The 16794-nt window shown below is 62.1% G+C and carries 13 protein-coding genes and 2 pseudogenes; 10 read left to right on the top strand and 5 right to left on the bottom strand.

Annotated features, from left to right (window positions below; all coding sequences use genetic code 11):
* The first annotated feature begins 32 nt into the window (after nt 1-32).
* From DM480_RS17260 to DM480_RS17285, 6 genes are read left to right on the top strand one after another with little or no spacing between them, the layout of a single operon-like run.
* The gene (locus DM480_RS17260; RefSeq protein ID WP_125471594.1) at nt 33-1085 is read left to right on the top strand and encodes a hypothetical protein; all 1053 of its coding nucleotides are present in this window, start codon (nt 33-35) and stop codon (nt 1083-1085) included.
* 27 nt (nt 1086-1112) lie between these two features.
* The gene (locus DM480_RS17265; RefSeq protein WP_115381824.1) at nt 1113-2669 is read left to right on the top strand and encodes an O-antigen ligase family protein; all 1557 of its coding nucleotides are present in this window, start codon (nt 1113-1115) and stop codon (nt 2667-2669) included.
* Complete coding sequence (locus DM480_RS17270; RefSeq protein ID WP_125471596.1) at nt 2666-4111, top strand: lipopolysaccharide biosynthesis protein; 1446 nt, start codon at nt 2666-2668, stop codon at nt 4109-4111. Before DM480_RS17265 ends, DM480_RS17270 begins: the two co-directional genes overlap by 4 nt.
* Nucleotides 4108-5262 (top strand): glycosyltransferase family 4 protein, encoded by a 1155-nt coding sequence (locus tag DM480_RS17275; RefSeq protein WP_115381828.1) that lies wholly within the window; start codon nt 4108-4110, stop codon nt 5260-5262. Before DM480_RS17270 ends, DM480_RS17275 begins: the two co-directional genes overlap by 4 nt.
* The gene (locus DM480_RS17280) at nt 5259-6230 is read left to right on the top strand and encodes a glycosyltransferase family 2 protein (protein WP_115381830.1); all 972 of its coding nucleotides are present in this window, start codon (nt 5259-5261) and stop codon (nt 6228-6230) included. The genes DM480_RS17275 and DM480_RS17280 overlap by 4 nt, the downstream gene beginning before the upstream one ends.
* Nucleotides 6231-6235: 5 nt before the next feature.
* Nucleotides 6236-7189: a UDP-glucuronic acid decarboxylase family protein gene (locus tag DM480_RS17285; protein WP_115381888.1), complete on the top strand. Its 954-nt coding sequence runs from the start codon at nt 6236-6238 to the stop codon at nt 7187-7189.
* A gap of 314 nt (nt 7190-7503) precedes the next feature.
* Here DM480_RS17285 and DM480_RS17290 read toward each other — a convergent pair whose 3' ends face one another.
* The gene (locus DM480_RS17290) at nt 7504-8136 is read right to left on the bottom strand and encodes a plasmid mobilization protein (protein WP_157968825.1); all 633 of its coding nucleotides are present in this window, start codon (nt 8134-8136) and stop codon (nt 7504-7506) included.
* A 221-nt stretch (nt 8137-8357) separates the two neighbouring features.
* Nucleotides 8358-9374 (bottom strand): site-specific integrase, encoded by a 1017-nt coding sequence (locus DM480_RS17295; RefSeq protein ID WP_115381890.1) that lies wholly within the window; start codon nt 9372-9374, stop codon nt 8358-8360.
* A gap of 106 nt (nt 9375-9480) precedes the next feature.
* Between DM480_RS17295 and DM480_RS18905 the strand changes: the two are divergent.
* Nucleotides 9481-9662: pseudogene (locus DM480_RS18905) on the top strand (integrase core domain-containing protein); the annotation flags it as partial.
* A 108-nt stretch (nt 9663-9770) separates the two neighbouring features.
* Here DM480_RS18905 and DM480_RS18005 read toward each other — a convergent pair.
* Nucleotides 9771-11015 (bottom strand): hypothetical protein, encoded by a 1245-nt coding sequence (locus tag DM480_RS18005; RefSeq protein ID WP_125471598.1) that lies wholly within the window; start codon nt 11013-11015, stop codon nt 9771-9773.
* Between the two features lie 509 nt (nt 11016-11524).
* Between DM480_RS18005 and DM480_RS18625 the strand changes: the two genes are divergently transcribed.
* Nucleotides 11525-11701: a hypothetical protein gene (locus tag DM480_RS18625; protein WP_232834247.1), complete on the top strand. Its 177-nt coding sequence runs from the start codon at nt 11525-11527 to the stop codon at nt 11699-11701.
* A 545-nt stretch (nt 11702-12246) separates the two neighbouring features.
* Here DM480_RS18625 and DM480_RS17315 read toward each other — a convergent pair.
* Nucleotides 12247-13500: a lipopolysaccharide biosynthesis protein gene (locus DM480_RS17315; protein ID WP_115381839.1), complete on the bottom strand. Its 1254-nt coding sequence runs from the start codon at nt 13498-13500 to the stop codon at nt 12247-12249.
* A gap of 252 nt (nt 13501-13752) precedes the next feature.
* Between DM480_RS17315 and DM480_RS18010 the strand changes: the two genes are divergently transcribed.
* Both DM480_RS18010 and DM480_RS17325 read left to right on the top strand, forming a co-directional pair.
* Nucleotides 13753-14664: a DUF6492 family protein gene (locus DM480_RS18010; RefSeq protein WP_125471600.1), complete on the top strand. Its 912-nt coding sequence runs from the start codon at nt 13753-13755 to the stop codon at nt 14662-14664.
* Between the two features lie 21 nt (nt 14665-14685).
* Complete coding sequence (locus tag DM480_RS17325) at nt 14686-15414, top strand: class I SAM-dependent methyltransferase (protein ID WP_115381843.1); 729 nt, start codon at nt 14686-14688, stop codon at nt 15412-15414.
* Between the two features lie 286 nt (nt 15415-15700).
* On the opposite strand, the pseudogene DM480_RS17330 reads toward DM480_RS17325, so the two are convergent.
* Nucleotides 15701-16769 (bottom strand): annotated as a pseudogene (locus DM480_RS17330) (IS110 family transposase).
* Between the last annotated feature and the right edge of the window lie 25 nt (nt 16770-16794).

Genomic DNA, 16794 nt, shown 5'->3' on the forward strand with positions numbered 1-16794 from the left:
GACCGCCATCATCTGTACTGGATAGCCGTTCGATGGGGATATTGTGTTCGCTCGGGTGGCATCGTCCAGGTGCCGAGATCGTCCGCAACCGTGCATATCGCTTCTCGACGTGCCCGGTGTGCGAGGCGGAGATCGTCGACCAGGGTGACGGCGTTTGGCGCTCGATCCCGCGCGGCTTCCGCGTCGTCTGGCGCCCTGTCGCCGGCGCGCGTGCCGTCTGGGAACAGCGTGACGCGGCGCGTCCGCCCCCCCCCTCGCTGTCGGCGGATCCGATGCCGCCCCGGGATGGGGCAGCGGCGCCCGATGCGGTTCCCGTGGAAGGCGTCGCCCCCCCTGCGGTTCCGCTATCCGCGCCGGTGCCCGACGCGGCGCACCGGCCCGGCATCCTCGCCAGCCTGTGGGAAAAGGCGCGATCGGTATGGCCCGCGCGGGCGGTGCCCAGCACGCCCGCCTCGCGCAGCTATCGCTATCTCGCGCAGCAGCTGATGATCGATTTCCCCGCGGCGGACCGCGCGCCGGTCATCCTGGTCAGCGCGGCCTGCGCGCCCGCAACCGAGATCGGCGCGACGATGCTGCTCGCCGCAATGCTGCAGGACGAGGCGGGCGGGCGCCTGCTGATCGTCGATGCGACGCTGCGCGAGGGCGGGATCGGCGATGCTCTCGGCTATCCCGGTGCGCCGGGGTTCCTCGATCTGCTCGGCGGTCGCGCGGATGATCCGCTGGCGCTCGCCTGCCCGACCGGGCGCGAGCATGTCTGGATGATCCCGGCGGGGCGTGCGGGGCCGCGCGGCCACCAGAGTCCGGATGCGGCGCAGGTGTCGCGCATCTTCGACGCCTATGCCCGCGTCTACGAACACGTCCTCGTCGTGCAGCGGGCGATCACCACCGACACCCGTTACCTGCCGATCGCGCGCGAGGCGGCGGTCGTCTTGATGATGGTCGAGGAAGCGGAAAGCCGAATGGCCGACATCGATCTTTATACCGAGGCACTGGCCGCGCACGGGATCGACGACGTGCGCATCGTACTCTGCGCGCAGGACACGGCGACGCCCGCTCCGGGCCCGGCGATTCAGCATGCCGCATAACGCGCGACCGGATCACGGCCGCCGGGGGTGACCGCGCGGTCCCGCCAGGGCCCGGTCGCGGCCATCGTCGGCAGGGGTGCCGAGAATACGTTCGTCGTCGGCGCGGTGATCGCGGTCGCGCTCGTCGCGGCGGTGACGACGATCGGCCTGCTCGCGACGCACAAGATGGCCGCGGTCGCCTTGCTGCTCGTGCCCGGCTTCGTCGCGCTGCTGTGGGCGTCGGGCAATCCGCGGCTCGTCGGCCTGTGGGGCCTGCTGCTCACCGCGCCGCTCAGCCTGTCCAAGAAATTCGTCCCCGTGCCGCATATGGGCGGGGCGGGTTCGTACAATATCGACGCCTGCGACGTCTTCCTGCTGCTGCTGACGCTGTTCCTCGCGCGCGACATCCTCGCCCGCCGGCGCAGGCTGCGGCTGTCGGGCGTCGCGATCGCCTGGTCGGGGCTGATCCTGCTCGGTTTCGTCAGCGTCGCGATCGGCCCGATGCGGCAGGTCGCGCTGCAGCAATGCGTCGAGATGGCCAAGGAAATGTGGCTGTTCCTGGTGCTGCTCAACGAACTGGTCCGCGTGCGCCAGTTCCTGCAGGCGTTCGCCGCGGTGGCGGCGGGCGTCGCGCTGGAGGCGCTGCTCGGCATCGCGCAATTCATCAAAAAGGGCGACATCGGCCTCCAGAAGCTGGGCGAGGCGACGCTGCAGACGCTCGAATATGCCAATCTGGCGACCTATACCGGCGATGCCAGCACGTTCCGCATCGGCGGGCTGTTCGGCCATCCCAATCTGCTCGCCGGATTCTTCGTCATCGTCACGCCGATCGTGCTGGCGATGCTGATGACGCGCCAGCCGCCGCTGCGCCGGATGCTGCTCGCAGGCACGTTGCTGCTCGCGCTCGTCGCGCTGCTGCTGACGTTGTCGCGGTCGGGCTGGATGGCGTTCGCGATCGCCGCGCTGGTGGTGATCGGGCTGATGCTGTGGAACCCGATGTCGCGCCGCACCGCGGCGCCGGTCGCGCTGACCCTGGTCGTGGGTGCGGTGCTCGGCGCGGGCGCCGCGGCGCCCAGCATCATCCGCCGCCTGACCGAAAGCGATTCGGGGGCGATCGACTTCCGCTGGGAATGGATGAGCGTCGCCTGGCGGATCGTGCTGGAGCATCCGGTGCTCGGCATCGGCCTCAACAGCTTCGTCTACAACCTGCCCGGCCGCACCCAATATGGCGACGACGTCGACCTGACGCTGAAGTTCGGCGAGGTCTGGCCCGTCGTCCATGACATCTACCTGCTGATCTGGGCCGAACAGGGGACGCTGGGCTTCGCCTGTTTCGTCGCGATGCTGCTCGTGCTGCTGCGCACCGGCTGGCGCAACGCGTGGCGCGTCACCGACCCGCAGCTGCACGCGATGAGCATCGGCTGCCTCGCCGGCGTCTGCGCCAATATCGTCGACGGCTTCGGCAGCTTCTTCCTGCGCAATCCCGCCTGCGCGCGCATCTTCTGGATCGTCGCGGCGATCATGGTCGCGATCGGATACTGGCACCGGGCGAACGCGCCGGGCGGGGCGGGGACAAAAGCCGGGGCGGGGGGGCAAGGCCGGTGAACCGCACCACCCTGTTCCACAATTCCGCCAGTCTCGTCGCCGGGCGGCTGCTGCTGTCGGTCGGGCGGCTGGGCGCGGCGGTGCTCGTCACCCGGCTCGCCGGCGTCGAGACGTTCGGCAGCTATGCATTGCTGCTCAGCCTGATCGCGCTGTTCGAATGGCTCGTCGATTTCGGCCAGACCGACATTGCCGCGCGCGACGTCGCGCAGCATCCCGCGCGAATGGCCGCCGACCTCGCCGCGCTCGCCCGTGCCAAGGCGGCGATGGCGATCCTTGCCGCAATCGCGCTGCCCGCCGGACTGGCGCTCGCCCGCTATCCGCTGCCGCTTGTCGTCGCCGGCGCGATCGGCAGCGTGTCGATCGCCTTCACCGCCGCGCTGCAACCCGCGCGGGTGCGCGTGCGGGCGCGGATGCGGATCGACCTCGATGTCGGGGCGGAGATCGTCGGCCTGGTCGCGATGCTGCCGCTGCTCGGGCTCGCCGCCTCGGCACGCATGGGACCTGCGATGCTGATCGCCACGCTCGCCGTCGCGCGTGCGGTGCAATGGGCAATGCTGTCGCGGTGGAGCCGGACGCCCGTAGGGCCCCCCGCAGCGCGCGGCACATGGCACGACGCCCGTCGCCTCGCGCGCGCCGCGGCGCCGCTCGGCGCGGCGGGGCTGCTCGTCGTCCTCTACGACGCGCTCGCGCCGCTGATGCTGTCGAAGCTCATCGATCTGCACGCGGTCGCGCTCTATGCGGCCGCGGCGCGCTTCGTCTTTCCCGTCATCATCGTCGTCCAGGCGATCAACAACGCCTTCTTCGTCGCGCTGTCCGCCACCTGGGCGCGCGACCGCGCGCGCTTCGGCGAGATGCAGCAGACCGCGCTGACGCTGTCGGTGGGCGTCGCGGGCGTGATGTTCACCGGCATCCACGGCGCGTCCGATTTCCTGATGGGGCTGCTCGGCCGCGATTTCGTCACCGCCGCGCCGGTGCTGCGGCTGCTCGCCTGGGTGCTGCTGCTGCGCGCGGTGACCACCGCCATGTCGCCGCTGATCGTCATCGCCGGCTATCAGGGGCGGGCGCTGTGGCTGACGCTCGGCTCGGTCGTGATGCAGGTCGCAGCATTGCTGATCCTGGTGCCGCGGCTGGGCGTCGCGGGCGCGGCGGTCAGCTACCTCCTCGTCGAACTCACGCTGGGGACGGTCGCGGTGTCGGTGATCGGCCAGCGCGTCGCCGGCGTCCGGCTGGACTGGGGGCGCACGCTCGCCATGCTCGCGATCGCCGCCATCGTCGTCGTCGCGATCGGCGCCAGCCCGATCCGCGGCGGGTTCGCAGGCGGCGTCTGCGCGCCCATCGCCTTCCTCATCGCCTGCCTCGCCACCGGCGTGCTGTCGCCCACCCGGCTGCGGCGGATGCGGGCCGCGCTGGGCCACGTCCCCGTCCTGGAGGCCCACGCATGACGACCCGCGCTCCCGGCCCCCGTATCTCGCCCCGTACCGCGCCCCGCATCGCGATCGCCTGTCCCGGCGTCGGAGTCGTGCAACGCGGCTTCGAACGGCTGTTTCGCGACCTGTTCGACGAGATGCGCGTCAGCCACGACGTCACCTTGTTCAAGGGCGGCGGGCCACGGCGCGACGACGAGATCGTGCTGCCCTTCCTGCGCCGCGGCGGCAACGCGATCCGCTGGCTGCCGATCCACCGGTTGATGCGGCGCACGCCGATGCATGCCGAATGCCTGACCTTCGCGCTGGCGATGCTGCCGCACCTGCGTGGCAACCGGTTCGACATCGTCCATGTCATCGACCCGCCGCTCGCCCGGCTATTGTTCCACCTGCGCCGAGCGCTCGGACTGCGGTTCCGCCTGTTGTACACCGAAGGCACGGCGATGCCGCCGCGCGACTATCCGCCGTGCGACCACCTCCACCAGATCTCGCGCGCGACGATGGAGGATGCCGTCGCCCGCGGCTATCCCGCCGATCGCATGTCGCTGCTGCCCTGCGGCTACCGGCCCGAACGTTTCGCGACGACGGAGACGCGCGCGGCGCTGCGCGACCGCTACGGCATCGCGCAGGACCGTTTCGTCATCCTGTCGGTCGCCGCGCTCAACCGCGGCCACAAAAGGATCGACCATCTGATCGACGAGGTCGCGGCGCTGGGCGGCGATGCCTTGCTGTGGCTCGACGGCAGCCTCGATCACGGCGATCCCGACCTGCCCGACTATGCGCGACGCCGGCTGGGCGAGCGGGTGCGCGTCACCCACGTCCCCTCGCATGCGGTCGGCGAGCTCTATGCGATGGCCGACCTCTTCACGCACAGCGCGGGGTTCGAGGCGTTCGGCCTCGCCATCGTCGAGGCCGCCGCGGCGGGCCTGCCGGTGCTGACGCACGACGCGCCGCATTTCCGCTGGCTACTCCCCGATCCCGCCTGCTGGGTCGACATGACCGCCCCCGGCGCGCTCGCCGCGCGCCTCGCGACGATGATCGCCGATCCCGCCGCGCGCCAGGCCGCGGTGATGGCCGACTACGCGCGCGCGACCTACGACTGGGGCAATCTGCGCAGCGGATACGGCGCGCTCTACGATGCGCTCCACGCAGGGACGCTCGACCGATGAGCGCGCCCGTCTTAGCGATCGTCATCGTCAGCTGGAACGTGCGCGCGCTGCTGCGCGATTGCCTCGCGTCGATCCCCGCGGGCACCGCGCTGCCGACGGAGGCGTACCGGATCATCGTCGTCGACAATGGTTCGCACGACGGCAGCGCCGACATGGTCGCCCGCGATTTCCCGCACGTCGAACTGATCCGCAGCATCGACAACCTCGGCTTCGCCGACGGCTGCCAGCGCGGCTATGACGCGACCGACGCGGACATCGTCATGCTGCTCAACCCCGACACCGTCGTCGACCCGGGCGCGATCGACAGCATGCTCGCGACGATCGCGGCCGATCCCGCGATCGGCATCCTCGGCTCGCGGCTGCGCAACAGCGACGGCAGCTTCCAGCGCGCGGCGGGCGGCGCCTTCCCCACCTTACGCAACATGGCGTGGAACTACCTGTTCCTCGACCGGCTGTGTCCCAAGCGCTGGGCGCCCGCGCCCGTCTATATCGTCGACGACACCCCCGACGTGCGCCCGATCGACTGGGTATCGGGCGCCTCGCTCACGTTTCGCCGCGCCGCGGTCGGCCCACGCATCTTCCACCCCGCCTTCTTCATGTTCGGCGAGGATATGGAGCTGTGCGACCGCGTCGCGCGCGCAGGGTGGCGGGTGATGTTCTCCGGTCGCCAGACGATCACGCACCACCACGGCCAGAGCTTCGCGCGCCAATCGTCGGTCGAGGTGCTGGCGACGGTGTACAAGGGGCCGCGCTTCTTCTTCCGCCGCACGCACGGGCGGCTGGCGGGCGCGGCCTACGACCTCATCCTGTTCACCGGCTATCTGGTCCGCTGGATCGCGTTCGGCGTGCTGGCGCGGCTGCGTCCCGGCGCCGGCCACGACCAGATGGCGCGCTTCAGCCGCCGCTACCTGGGCACGATGCTGCGCGCCATCGTCCCGCTGCCATCCCCTTCCGCAAGGAGAGAATGATCGCCATGGTCAGGACCAAGAAAATCCTCGTGACCGGCGGGGCCGGCTTCCTGGGATCGCATCTGTGCGACATCCTGATCGGCCAGGGCCACGACGTGATCTGCGCCGACAACCTGTATACGGGCTCGAAACGCAACATCGAGCATCTGCTCGACCATCCCTATTTCGAATTCGTCCGCCACGACGTGACGTTTCCGCTGTATCTGGAGGTGGACGAGATCTACAATCTCGCCTGCCCCGCCTCGCCGGTGCAATATCGCGTCAATCCGGTGCAGACGACGAAGACCAACGTCCATGGCGCGATCAACATGCTCGGCCTCGCCAAGCGAACGGGCGCGAAGATCCTGCAGGCGTCGACCAGCGAGGTCTATGGCGACCCGGAGATCAATCCGCAGCGCGAGGACTATTGGGGCAACGTCAACCCGATCGGCCCGCGCTCCTGCTACGACGAGGGCAAGCGCTGTGCGGAAACCCTGTTCTTCGACTATCATCGCGAAGGCACGGTGCGGATCAAGGTCGCGCGGATCTTCAACACCTATGGCCCGCGCATGGCGCCCGACGACGGGCGCGTCGTGTCGAACTTCATCGTCCAGGCGCTGACCGGACGGCCGATCACCATCTATGGCGACGGGCAGCAGACGCGTTCCTTCTGCTACGTCGACGACCTGCTCGACGGGCTGATCCGCCTGATGGCGACGCCCGACGACGTCACCGGCCCGATCAACATCGGCAACCCGGGCGAATTCACGATGATCGAGCTCGCCGAAAAGGTGATCGCGCTGACCAATTCCAAGTCGCCTTTGGTCCGCGAACCGCTCCCCCAGGACGACCCGCGCCAGCGCCGCCCCGACATCACCCGTGCAGGAGCGGTGATGGACTGGCGCCCGACCGTCGCGCTGGAAGCCGGGCTGGTGAAGACGATCGCCTATTTCGACGCGCTGCTGAAGGCGGGGGAGTAGGGCGCAAACGCTTCTGTCGACACGCGTATTATCCTACACGTCGACATGCCTTGCTCTGGCGGATGACGCCGGACTTGCCGCAAAACGCTCGCCGCGGCATTCCTATGACTCAGCGATTTGCGCGGACGAGATGCCGATGGCACGCGTGCCAATGACGAATGATCCGATACGCGTCGTCAACCGACCGCTGCACCGCCGCCTTCGCCTCAACACGATTCTGCTCGCTATCGTTGGCATCGAAGCGATCGCGATGGGCCTCTTCCGACTTCTCGACAGCCGCTGACACCGGGAAAGATTTTTGCACAGTGCAAAGATCAGGAGCCGTCCCTGAAGCGCGCGGGCCGTCGACGCGGCTGCCGCTTGCGCCTACGTTCGGCGGCACGCGCAGCGGCATCCACCCGTTCGACGGTATCGCCGTCGGCCTCCGGGACATCGTCATAAGGCGAACCCCAATAGGCGAAATTGCCCGTCATGACCGCGACCACGCGCCGCATCTCCAGGCGGGCCAGCAACGCCGCCTCGCGAACCAAGCCGCCTTGATACGGCGGATACGCCCCCGTTTCCGTCGCCACGTTCATCGCCCGCGCGATCTGGTTCACGTTCCCGCCGATCCGGCGGAGCTCGCCAAATATGTCACGCAGCGCGTCGAGCTCGGCCGCATTCCATTGCGGCTTCCTCGCAAGATGGAAGAGAGCGAGCGAGCGCAGCCAGTTGGCTGGGCTGGTGCTCCTCGCCCGGGCCGCTTCCGCCAGGGCCCGTCGTTCCAATGGCTTGAAACGGACTCCGATCTGCTGTCCCATCCCGGCACCCGCCGGCGGTACCGGTGCCTGCCCGTCCAGGGCCGGTGCCATCAGTCGCCGCAGCGCCGCTGCCGACCCGCCCTCCGTCTGGCGGGCCCATGCCGCAAAGCGCTCGGCAAATTCGGCGTCGACATAGGTCGCGATCAACTTCTGCCCTAATTTGGCCGGCATGACGGACCTCGCGTTTAAATCCTGCTACCGTCCGACATATCCTGCCCTCACCCCTTTTCGCTATCCTTCTCGGATCTGCTCAGCGCGCAGAGGGGGCATGAGGGGAAAGATGGGTTTGCACGGTGCAAAGCACGACGCGGACCGTATCCGGGGGGAACCGGGGTTGTGGGTTTCGAAGAGCACCCATCGGCCGCCGCTTACAGGAAACGCTGCCCCGCATGGTCCTTGAACAACTCGGCGTTACGGACATAATCGGACAGGACCTGCACCGATTTGTGGCGGCTGACCTCCTGCAGCTTGAAGATCGTCGCGCCCTGCGCCGCGCCTTCGGTGATGAAGCCCGCGCGCAGTGAGTGGCCGCCGAACTGCGCAGGGTCATACCCCGCCGCGCCCGCGCAGGCCTGCACCAGCCGCGCGATCGCGCGGTCCGACATCGCCGCATCGGTCAGCACGTCCTTACGCGTCAACCGGCGGAATAGCGCACCCTCGCCATGGCCAGCCGCCGCCATCCAGGCGAGCAGCAGCGCCTTGGGGCGGATCCGCGTGCCTTCGGGGATCGCGATCACCGCACCCTCACCCGCCCGATCGGTCTTTGAGCGCGCAATCGTCAGCCGCAGGCCCTCGGGCACCAGCGCGACGTCCTCGACGCGCAAGGCGACGATCTCCGACCGGCGCAGCGCGGCGGCCATGCCGATCGCCAGAATCGCCCGGTCGCGCGCCGCACGCAGGCCGTCGCCCTCGATCGTCGCCAGCATGTTGCGCAGCGCCGCAGCATCCGCCGGCGCCTTGCGCCGCTTCGCGCCGCCATGTTCGGCGCGGATTCCGGCGAGCACCTCCGCCAGTCGCCCCGCGGTCGGCAACGCCGTCGGCGCGGGATGACCCGCCGCGCGATGATGATGCCCGATCGCCGCCACCCGCCGGTTGATCGTCGCCGGATTACGTCCGGACGCCGCCTGGTCGCTCGCGAACACCGCGACGACATCGGGCGACGCGGGCAACGGACTCAGGCCGTTCTCCGCGCACCACGCGACGAAGATCGCCCAGTCCGACGCATATGCCCGCCGTGTCGCCACGGACCGCGCGGATCGGGCATAAGCGGCGGCCTGTTCGATCTTCTCGTTGAGGATCGCAGGCAGCGCGGGCTGGTCAAGGGTAACTAGGCGTTGTGGAGGAGCATCTCGATCACGGTCTTGCGCATGTAAATGAAGTGTCATCGGACCTGTCTGCCACGCAGATTTGCCGTTGAACATCCATATGTCCGCGAATCATGGTTATCGGACATATGGCGGGTCGACATTGACGTTGCTCGCTCAAACAGCCGGCCAGCCAACTAACAACGCTTTCCTGGAGTCGTTCAATGGCCACCTGCGCTACGAACGCTTAACAGCCACTGGCTCCTGTCACTGGCGAACGCACGGGCAAAGATCGAGGCCTGGCGACAGGACTATAACGAGAGCCGCCCTCACACGCCCCTTGGTTGGCTGATGCCAGCCGAACTCGCATATTGCCCTGAGGAGCACCGAGGTGACCGACATCGATCACACCATACGCAAAGACACAGCCTCGCTTTTACAAATAAGTTACCACAGTCCGATCTAGTCACCAGTCGTTCAGGGGCTTAATGTGACGCGTCTTATGACTCTATTTTGCTTTTCCGGCATGAAATTCTTGAGATTTCCTGTCAAAAACTCTGCCGCTTCAGTCAGCTGCGCGCCCTTCCCACCAACGATAGCAACATCAGCCATCGTCAGATTTTTAACTGCCCCAAACAACTCAACTTTACCGTTATTCAACACAACATTAGTGAATTTTGCATATGAATCCCTCCCCCCCATTTCCGTAATAATATTTCCGGACCTGATATTAACATGCTTTACCGCAAAGTTTGCGCTGGGCACGACATATTGAGCCGCGATCACTCCTGCCATAAGCAAAATATCACCGTCAGAGTTAACATTTTCAATCGTAAAATTATCGCAACCGTAGCAGCAGATGACACCCGACGGCATATTGCTTTTTGAACTAAACTCTTGGGAGATTTTATCTCCCATTATATCTGATATTATGAAATCTGCCCCCGCCTCGATATGTATTAATTGTCGTACGCGACGCCCCGTGATCCGACGGATAACAAACTGCTTTACGTAATTCAATCTATCCCATTTTGGATCAAACGTAAGACCCGCCAATCCTAACCCAATACCCCAATTTCCTCTTCCTTGAGGGTCGTTAATCGTATCGATATCAATATCTTCAAATACCATCTTGGTATCGTTAGGGCAAATATTCCACTCTATCGCATCTCCTTTTAAATTATGAAACTTCGCTCTGCGTATCGTAGCTCCTTTCATTCTTGAAAACTCACCCTGCCTAAGGATACCAAAGTTCGCATTTTCGACAAAAATATCCTCTATTAGGATTGAATCAAAAACGCCTTGTCCTTCAATGAATATAGCAGCTTGATGAAAATCTCCGCGATACTTCATACCTTGAACTATGATATGTCCTCGAAGTAAATGCAAACAAACATTCTGATTTGATGACCCATAAAACCGAATAGCGCAATCACCGTCACACAGTAGCTCACCCCTGGGGGTGCCGTCTATGTCCCGCATAAAGACAATGTCGAGGCCAGCCGGAATATTTATGGGACGCGTTATTGATAAAGGATAAGGATCAAACGGGACGATCAGCTGATGATTAGCTCCAACATTCTGATGCACCCACTTTTCAAAGGCATCATCGTCATCAAGGCGATTCTGCGGAAAAATGCTCCGCCTCGTAACTATAGAGGGCAGGCTCAGGGCGATAGCCCCGGCGGTGAGCATCCTGCGTGATACCTGCGGAACTGTCATCCTTTGCTCCTATGGCGCCGACGACCAACTCGTACTAAGCCTTACCAAGATCGGTATGCGCCAGTACGGCATGGCATTGTCGATCCAAGCCTTAACGCAGTGAACCAGATATGACATCAATGTCGCCAGGCAGCTCCCCGCTACGGCCGAAGCATCGGCATTCCGCAAGCTTTTCCATGTCAAACAAGATTTTACGCACCGTCTGGCGATTGACGTGGCTTGCCTTGGCGCGTCCAACACCCGCTCCCTTGCACGGGTGGCGTCGAATCGTGCTACGAGCGTTCGGGGCAAAGATAGGGCGCAATGTCCGTATATATCCGAGCTCTCGGATATGGCTGCCAGCCAACCTCTGCGTTGGAGATGATTCAATCATCGGTCCCGGCGTTGAGTGTTATAATCAGGGCTACATCACGATCGGTAAGCGTGTAGTCGTCTCACAACGCGCAACACTCTGCGCCAGCACGCATGATATCGACGACTCTCTATTTCCCCTGATATTACGACCAATTATGATCGGCGATGATGCATGGGTAGCGGCAGAAGCTTTTGTTGGCCCCGGGGTTACAATCGGCGAAGGTAGTGTGCTTGGAGCTCGCGCTGTAGCGATGACGTCACTACCATCATGGCAATTGTTTTCAGGAAACCCTGCAGTTTTTCTTCGAAATAGAAAGACATCATTCGAATAATCTTCGAAATATTATTCGCACATTAGCGCAATTGAGGCAACATTATGTTCACATCAATCATGCTTCTGCTCTCGCAAGCAGGACCGGTCGGTTGCTATGGATCAGTATCTGTACAAAAATGCACTGGCCCTGACGGCTCTACTGTTATCGAACGAAAGCTTGCCACCCGAACAATAAGAAAAGGAACTGACTCGGATGGTGGAACTTGGCAAGAAACGGTACTGCCTACCCCGACCGGATCACGAACCATCGGCCAGGACAGTCGAGGGCGGCGTTGGTACGAGACCCGAACAGCAAACGGGGCCAGTATCGGGATAGACCGGTTTGGGAGGCAATATTCCAAACCGGCCTTGCCGCGAAATTCTCAACAGCAAATCGAGGACCTTCAGGCAAAAATCAAGCCTATGCCTGAAATTTCTGGCAAGACGACACGATAAAGCAGGGCATAAAGCAAAGATACCGAGTCATTTTGCCGTGCGAACCATTCAGAATGTATAACCCTTGCCGCAACAGGCCGTGTGTCATACGGCCTGTTGCTCTAGGGTTCACGATGAGTACGCCTCGCGTAGCAGGATTATCGTTAAAAGGCCGTACATAATGAGGTGAGTCATCACAAAACCCCACGTTGCGAACATATAGTTGCCGCCACCCCACCAACAGAGCAATGCTATTGCTGACGTTAACACTAATCGTGCAAGGTCCCAGATGAAAAATTTGTGCGCCTTGTCCCAGACGAGGAGAAGATGCCCGAACGAACCTACGGCAAACTGCGCGAAGCATAGGATGATTACGGGTACCGCCACATCCAAAGATTCTCGCCACTGCATTGGAATCCACTGGGATGGTATCACGATCGCCACCAATAAGAGCGGCATGTAAACTACAATACCAAGCACCATCATTCCGAGTAGGAATTTACGCATTCCATGCCCCCGCAAATACTTTACATTCGCTGCGAGTAGATGCCCGGCAGCCATACCAAGAATCGCAGAGGGAAAGGCGAAAATACGGTAGGCCAAAAAGAGTTGCCCGGATGTTGCGATCCCATAGCACTTAGCAACAATCATTATAAACATATTGAGTAGTGACGCCGTGCCGACAACACTCTGCGCGACAGCAAAACCAATATACCGTTGACGTCTTCGCAAAAGGGGCAATATACCGCCCGCAACCGAACCTCTCGCGCGCCGGACCGGGCTAAAGCCATAAAGAACAGCCGCAGCAGCGGAGCCGGCTACGTTGGCAAGCAAGAACGTCTCATCACCGATGCTGCCGGTCCACCGAGCAATTGCAGATACCGCGACAATCGTCAGCGGCGTCACGATCTTTGGAATACCGGAGCGAAGATAGAGACGTTCGGCAACGAGGTATGCAGTGCCGATATTGCTCGCAGCAAGGGTTAACGTGAGCACGCATACTTGCGCCGTGTAGAATAGGGTTGTGGTATCCCACGCTCCCCGCATTAATCCAACAGCCGAAAAGAACGGAACGGTGAGCAAAAAGGAAAGAAGCGCGGAGATCGCGAGCCCCATCCGCGCCACCTCGGGTCGCTGGCCCTCATTTTCGGGCTGGTACAAGATCATATCGATCCTGAGTGTGACAAGACCTGAGAGGATACTGGCTGCAGCCAGCGCATTGGCCGCTTCACCGAACTGCGCTGGAGTGAACCAGCCGACGAGTAGTGGTGTACTGATGAACGATAACGCAGCACCGACGACACTTGGCCCAGTTAGGGTTCCGATGGCGATTGCGAATTGCCGCATTGGGGATTGCCTGAAGACCCTCTGAAACGCGGTCATGCATTGCCTCTAATTGGATACTAACACGATGGCGCTGCACCGATACGTGCTGATCGAAAAACGACCGGCACCGCCCCCAGTCGCCTCCGTACGCTCTGAAGAAGGGGGGGAGACGCATATCATGAGGCAGTGTCGGCAGATGCGGCGCCCTCATAGGCATTACAAGTCGCTGGCGCCACCTCAAAACCACTTGCAGATTGGAATGGCCTTCCCTAGTCGGAGCAATCACTCCCACGGTTGCTTGTGAGACTTATGCCTTCATTTCTCTACGGCAGATGCCGACGGGCATTGTCGAAGGGACCGCTCCTGCGGCTGCAGCACCGGTTATTTTTGAATCGCCTGAAAGCAGCGTCACTTGCGAAAGGTACCTGCGAGAAGGATGATCTGCCCGTCGATATCGTTATACCGGCGATCGATCGCGACCTGCCGACGCTTCCGCTGGTCATCGACGGCGTAAGGCGCAATATCGCGCACGACGTACGTACGATCTACATCGTCGCGCCACGGACTCCTGTGATGCAGTCATTTTGCAGCCAAGTGGGCTGCACCTTCATCGATGAGGCAACTGTGTTGCCGATCAGCAAATCCGACATACATCTTACACCACAAGGAATCGATCGGTCGGGTTGGATTTTCCAACAATTTTTAAAGCTTTCGGCTGATCGAATCAGTTCAAGCCATTTTATTATCATTGTCGATGCTGATACGGTCTTACTTCATCCGCAGCTTTTCATTGTGGACGGCATGCCGGTTTTCCGGATATCTGATGAGCTTTATATGCCATACTTTCGACAAATGCGGCGCTTATTGAAACGGCGCATCAGGGCATATTTTTCGTTTGTAGCCCATCATATGGTGTTTGATCGAACACATCTTGCCGAATTACGTGCCGAGATCGAACGTGTAGCAGGATATGGCCCGTGGCATCGCGTGATCCTTGATCGCCTCGATCCGAAGGAAAGTTCAGGATTCTCGGAATATGAGACCTACGGCCGCACCTTTCTCGCGACCGGTAGGCCGGCGAAGCTAGAATATTGGCACAATATCGGCCTTGAGCGCAAGGATATGCTTTCGATCGAAGAACTCGAAAATCTCTACGGTGAAACGTACAGAAGCGCTTCATTTCATTTCTACCTCAGCAAAACCGATAAAAGCGTCGGATAATCGTCATTTCAGGAGACGCATATGGGCATAGAGACGATTCTACCCAAATCGCTCATTAAACCATTCCGAGAGGTGCGCTCATGGTTGAGAAATCGTAGACTTGGCAATACTAATAAAGATATATTTGAGGCTATATACGCCCAGAAAATTTGGGGCGGTGAGACTGAAGGCAAGCCGTATTCGGGTATCGGCACCTATGATCCATCAGTACCAGGATATATCAATCTTGTTCGGCGCCTGATCGATGAGCATAATGTACAATCAATAGTCGAGATAGGATGCGGTGACTTCACAATTGGCGCTCAATATGCAAATCTAGTTCATCATTATCTCGGTGTTGATGTCGCCGAATCCGTGATTATTCACAACAGGCGGGAATACGAGCGCGATGGCATCTCATTTCTATGTGCAGATGCAGGTGAAACTCCACTGCCGCCCGCAGATCTGTGTTTAATTAGGCAGGTACTGCAACACCTTAGCAATGCCGATATTAGCCGCATCCTCGATCAAACTTCGGCGCATAAACTGGTGCTGATAACGGAGCACCTGCCGCCGGAAGACGCTGTTAGCACCTACAATCGGGACAAGCGCTCTGGTCCGGACACCCGGCTACCATTGCTGTCTGGCGTGTACATCGACAAGCCGCCTTTTAACCGTACAGGAAAAGTCGTCTTCGAACATCTAGTAACGGAGCAACAGGCCAGCCTGCCCGGAGAGGTTCTTCGTTCGACGTTACTCATGAACGACTAGGGTCAGGACCCATCGATGTGAGCGTCGCGAATCTGATTCAGGCTCCGCGAGGAGACTGGGATGAACGACCTTCTGTGGACGCCCCTTCGGATGCAAGCGGTAAATCGGGGTAGATCGGCACGCAGTCGGATGCAGTCATCTGTCCGGTCTCGATGAGCAGCGCCATAGCTGCGGCCAGTATGGGAGTTCGCGGACCGGAACCACATCAGCTTTCCGCGCTTGGGTAGCGCTCGGCCATTCCCTGGTTCTTCCGGCCCCGTCTCGCCGACCGTTGTGCCATACCCGCCTACGTCCCCGACGCCTCTGGCCGCCGTTCCGGCTTATGCCGCGACCGCTGCCGGAGCCTGTAATCCTCGCTCTTGGTCATGAGCGCCAACGCCGTGCGCGCCATCCTGTTGGCCAGCGCCACTGACACGAGCATACGCGGTTTGCGTGCCAGCATCCACTCAAGCCACGAGCCTGCCGGCGCCCCCCGCGCACAGCCGCCTGTCTGACGACCGAGCTGCCGCCGATGATGAGCAAGCGCCGGATGGTGCGTTCTCCCATCTTCGAGATCCGGCCAAGTTTCTGCTTGCCTCCCGCCGAGTGCTGGAGCGGCGCGAGGCCGAGCCAGGCGGCGAAATCGCGGCCCTTGGGGAAGGTCTCGACCGGCGGCGCGAGAGCGACGATCGCGGTGGCAGCAATCGGGCCGATGCCGGGGATGGTCATCAGCCGGCGCGCTACCTCATCCTCGCGGGCCCGCTTGGCGATCTCCTTGTCGAGGTCGGCGATACGGTTATCGAGTCCGGCGAGCATGTCGGCCATGACGCGCAGCATGGCCAGCGCCGCCTCGGGTAGCGACGATGCCATCTCCTCCTCGTTGAGGAGGTCGGCCAGCACTGTGACCTGTGCCAAGCCGCGCGGTACAACCCAGCCGAATTCGGCGAGGTGACCACGCAATGCGTTGACCCGTTGCATGCGCTGCCGAACCACGAGATCGCGGGTGCGGAACACCATGCCGGCCGCCTGCTGCTTCTCGTTCTTGATCGCCACGAAGCGCATGCCCGGACGCTGCACCGCCTCGCAGATCGCCTCGGCATCGACCGCGTCATCCTTGTGCCGTTTCACGAACGGCTTCACGTAAGCTGGCGGGATCAGCCGCACTCATAGCCCATCTGCATCAGCTCGCGCGCCCAGTGGTGCGCGCCACTGCATGCCTCCATCGCGACCAGGCATCTCGGCTGCTTCACGAAGAAGTCGAGCAGCTTCGCCCGGCTCAGCTTGCGGCTGAACACCATGGTGCCACGCTCGTCGGCGCCGTGCGCATGAAAAACGGTCTTCGCGATATCCAGCCCAATTGTGGTAGCTTGCGACACGGACGCCTCCCTCAGTGGTGCTTCA

It is taken from the genome of Sphingomonas sp. FARSPH (assembly GCF_003355005.1).
GTDB lineage: Bacteria > Pseudomonadota > Alphaproteobacteria > Sphingomonadales > Sphingomonadaceae > Sphingomonas.

What these genes read in the sequence shown, in the direction of transcription:
- DM480_RS17260 (WP_125471594.1), top strand. Translation starts at nt 33, where the DNA reads ATGGGGATATTGTGTTCGCTCGGGTGGCATCGTCCAGGTGCCGAGATC.
- DM480_RS17315 (WP_115381839.1), bottom strand. Translation starts at nt 13,500, where the DNA reads ATGACCGCGTTTCAGAGGGTCTTCAGGCAATCCCCAATGCGGCAATTC.
- DM480_RS17280 (WP_115381830.1), top strand. Translation starts at nt 5,259, where the DNA reads ATGAGCGCGCCCGTCTTAGCGATCGTCATCGTCAGCTGGAACGTGCGC.
- DM480_RS18005 (WP_125471598.1), bottom strand. Translation starts at nt 11,015, where the DNA reads ATGACAGTTCCGCAGGTATCACGCAGGATGCTCACCGCCGGGGCTATC.
- DM480_RS17275 (WP_115381828.1), top strand. Translation starts at nt 4,108, where the DNA reads ATGACGACCCGCGCTCCCGGCCCCCGTATCTCGCCCCGTACCGCGCCC.
- DM480_RS17285 (WP_115381888.1), top strand. Translation starts at nt 6,236, where the DNA reads ATGGTCAGGACCAAGAAAATCCTCGTGACCGGCGGGGCCGGCTTCCTG.
- DM480_RS18625 (WP_232834247.1), top strand. Translation starts at nt 11,525, where the DNA reads ATGATCGGCGATGATGCATGGGTAGCGGCAGAAGCTTTTGTTGGCCCC.
- DM480_RS17325 (WP_115381843.1), top strand. Translation starts at nt 14,686, where the DNA reads ATGGGCATAGAGACGATTCTACCCAAATCGCTCATTAAACCATTCCGA.
- DM480_RS17295 (WP_115381890.1), bottom strand. Translation starts at nt 9,374, where the DNA reads ATGACACTTCATTTACATGCGCAAGACCGTGATCGAGATGCTCCTCCA.
- DM480_RS18010 (WP_125471600.1), top strand. Translation starts at nt 13,753, where the DNA reads ATGCCTTCATTTCTCTACGGCAGATGCCGACGGGCATTGTCGAAGGGA.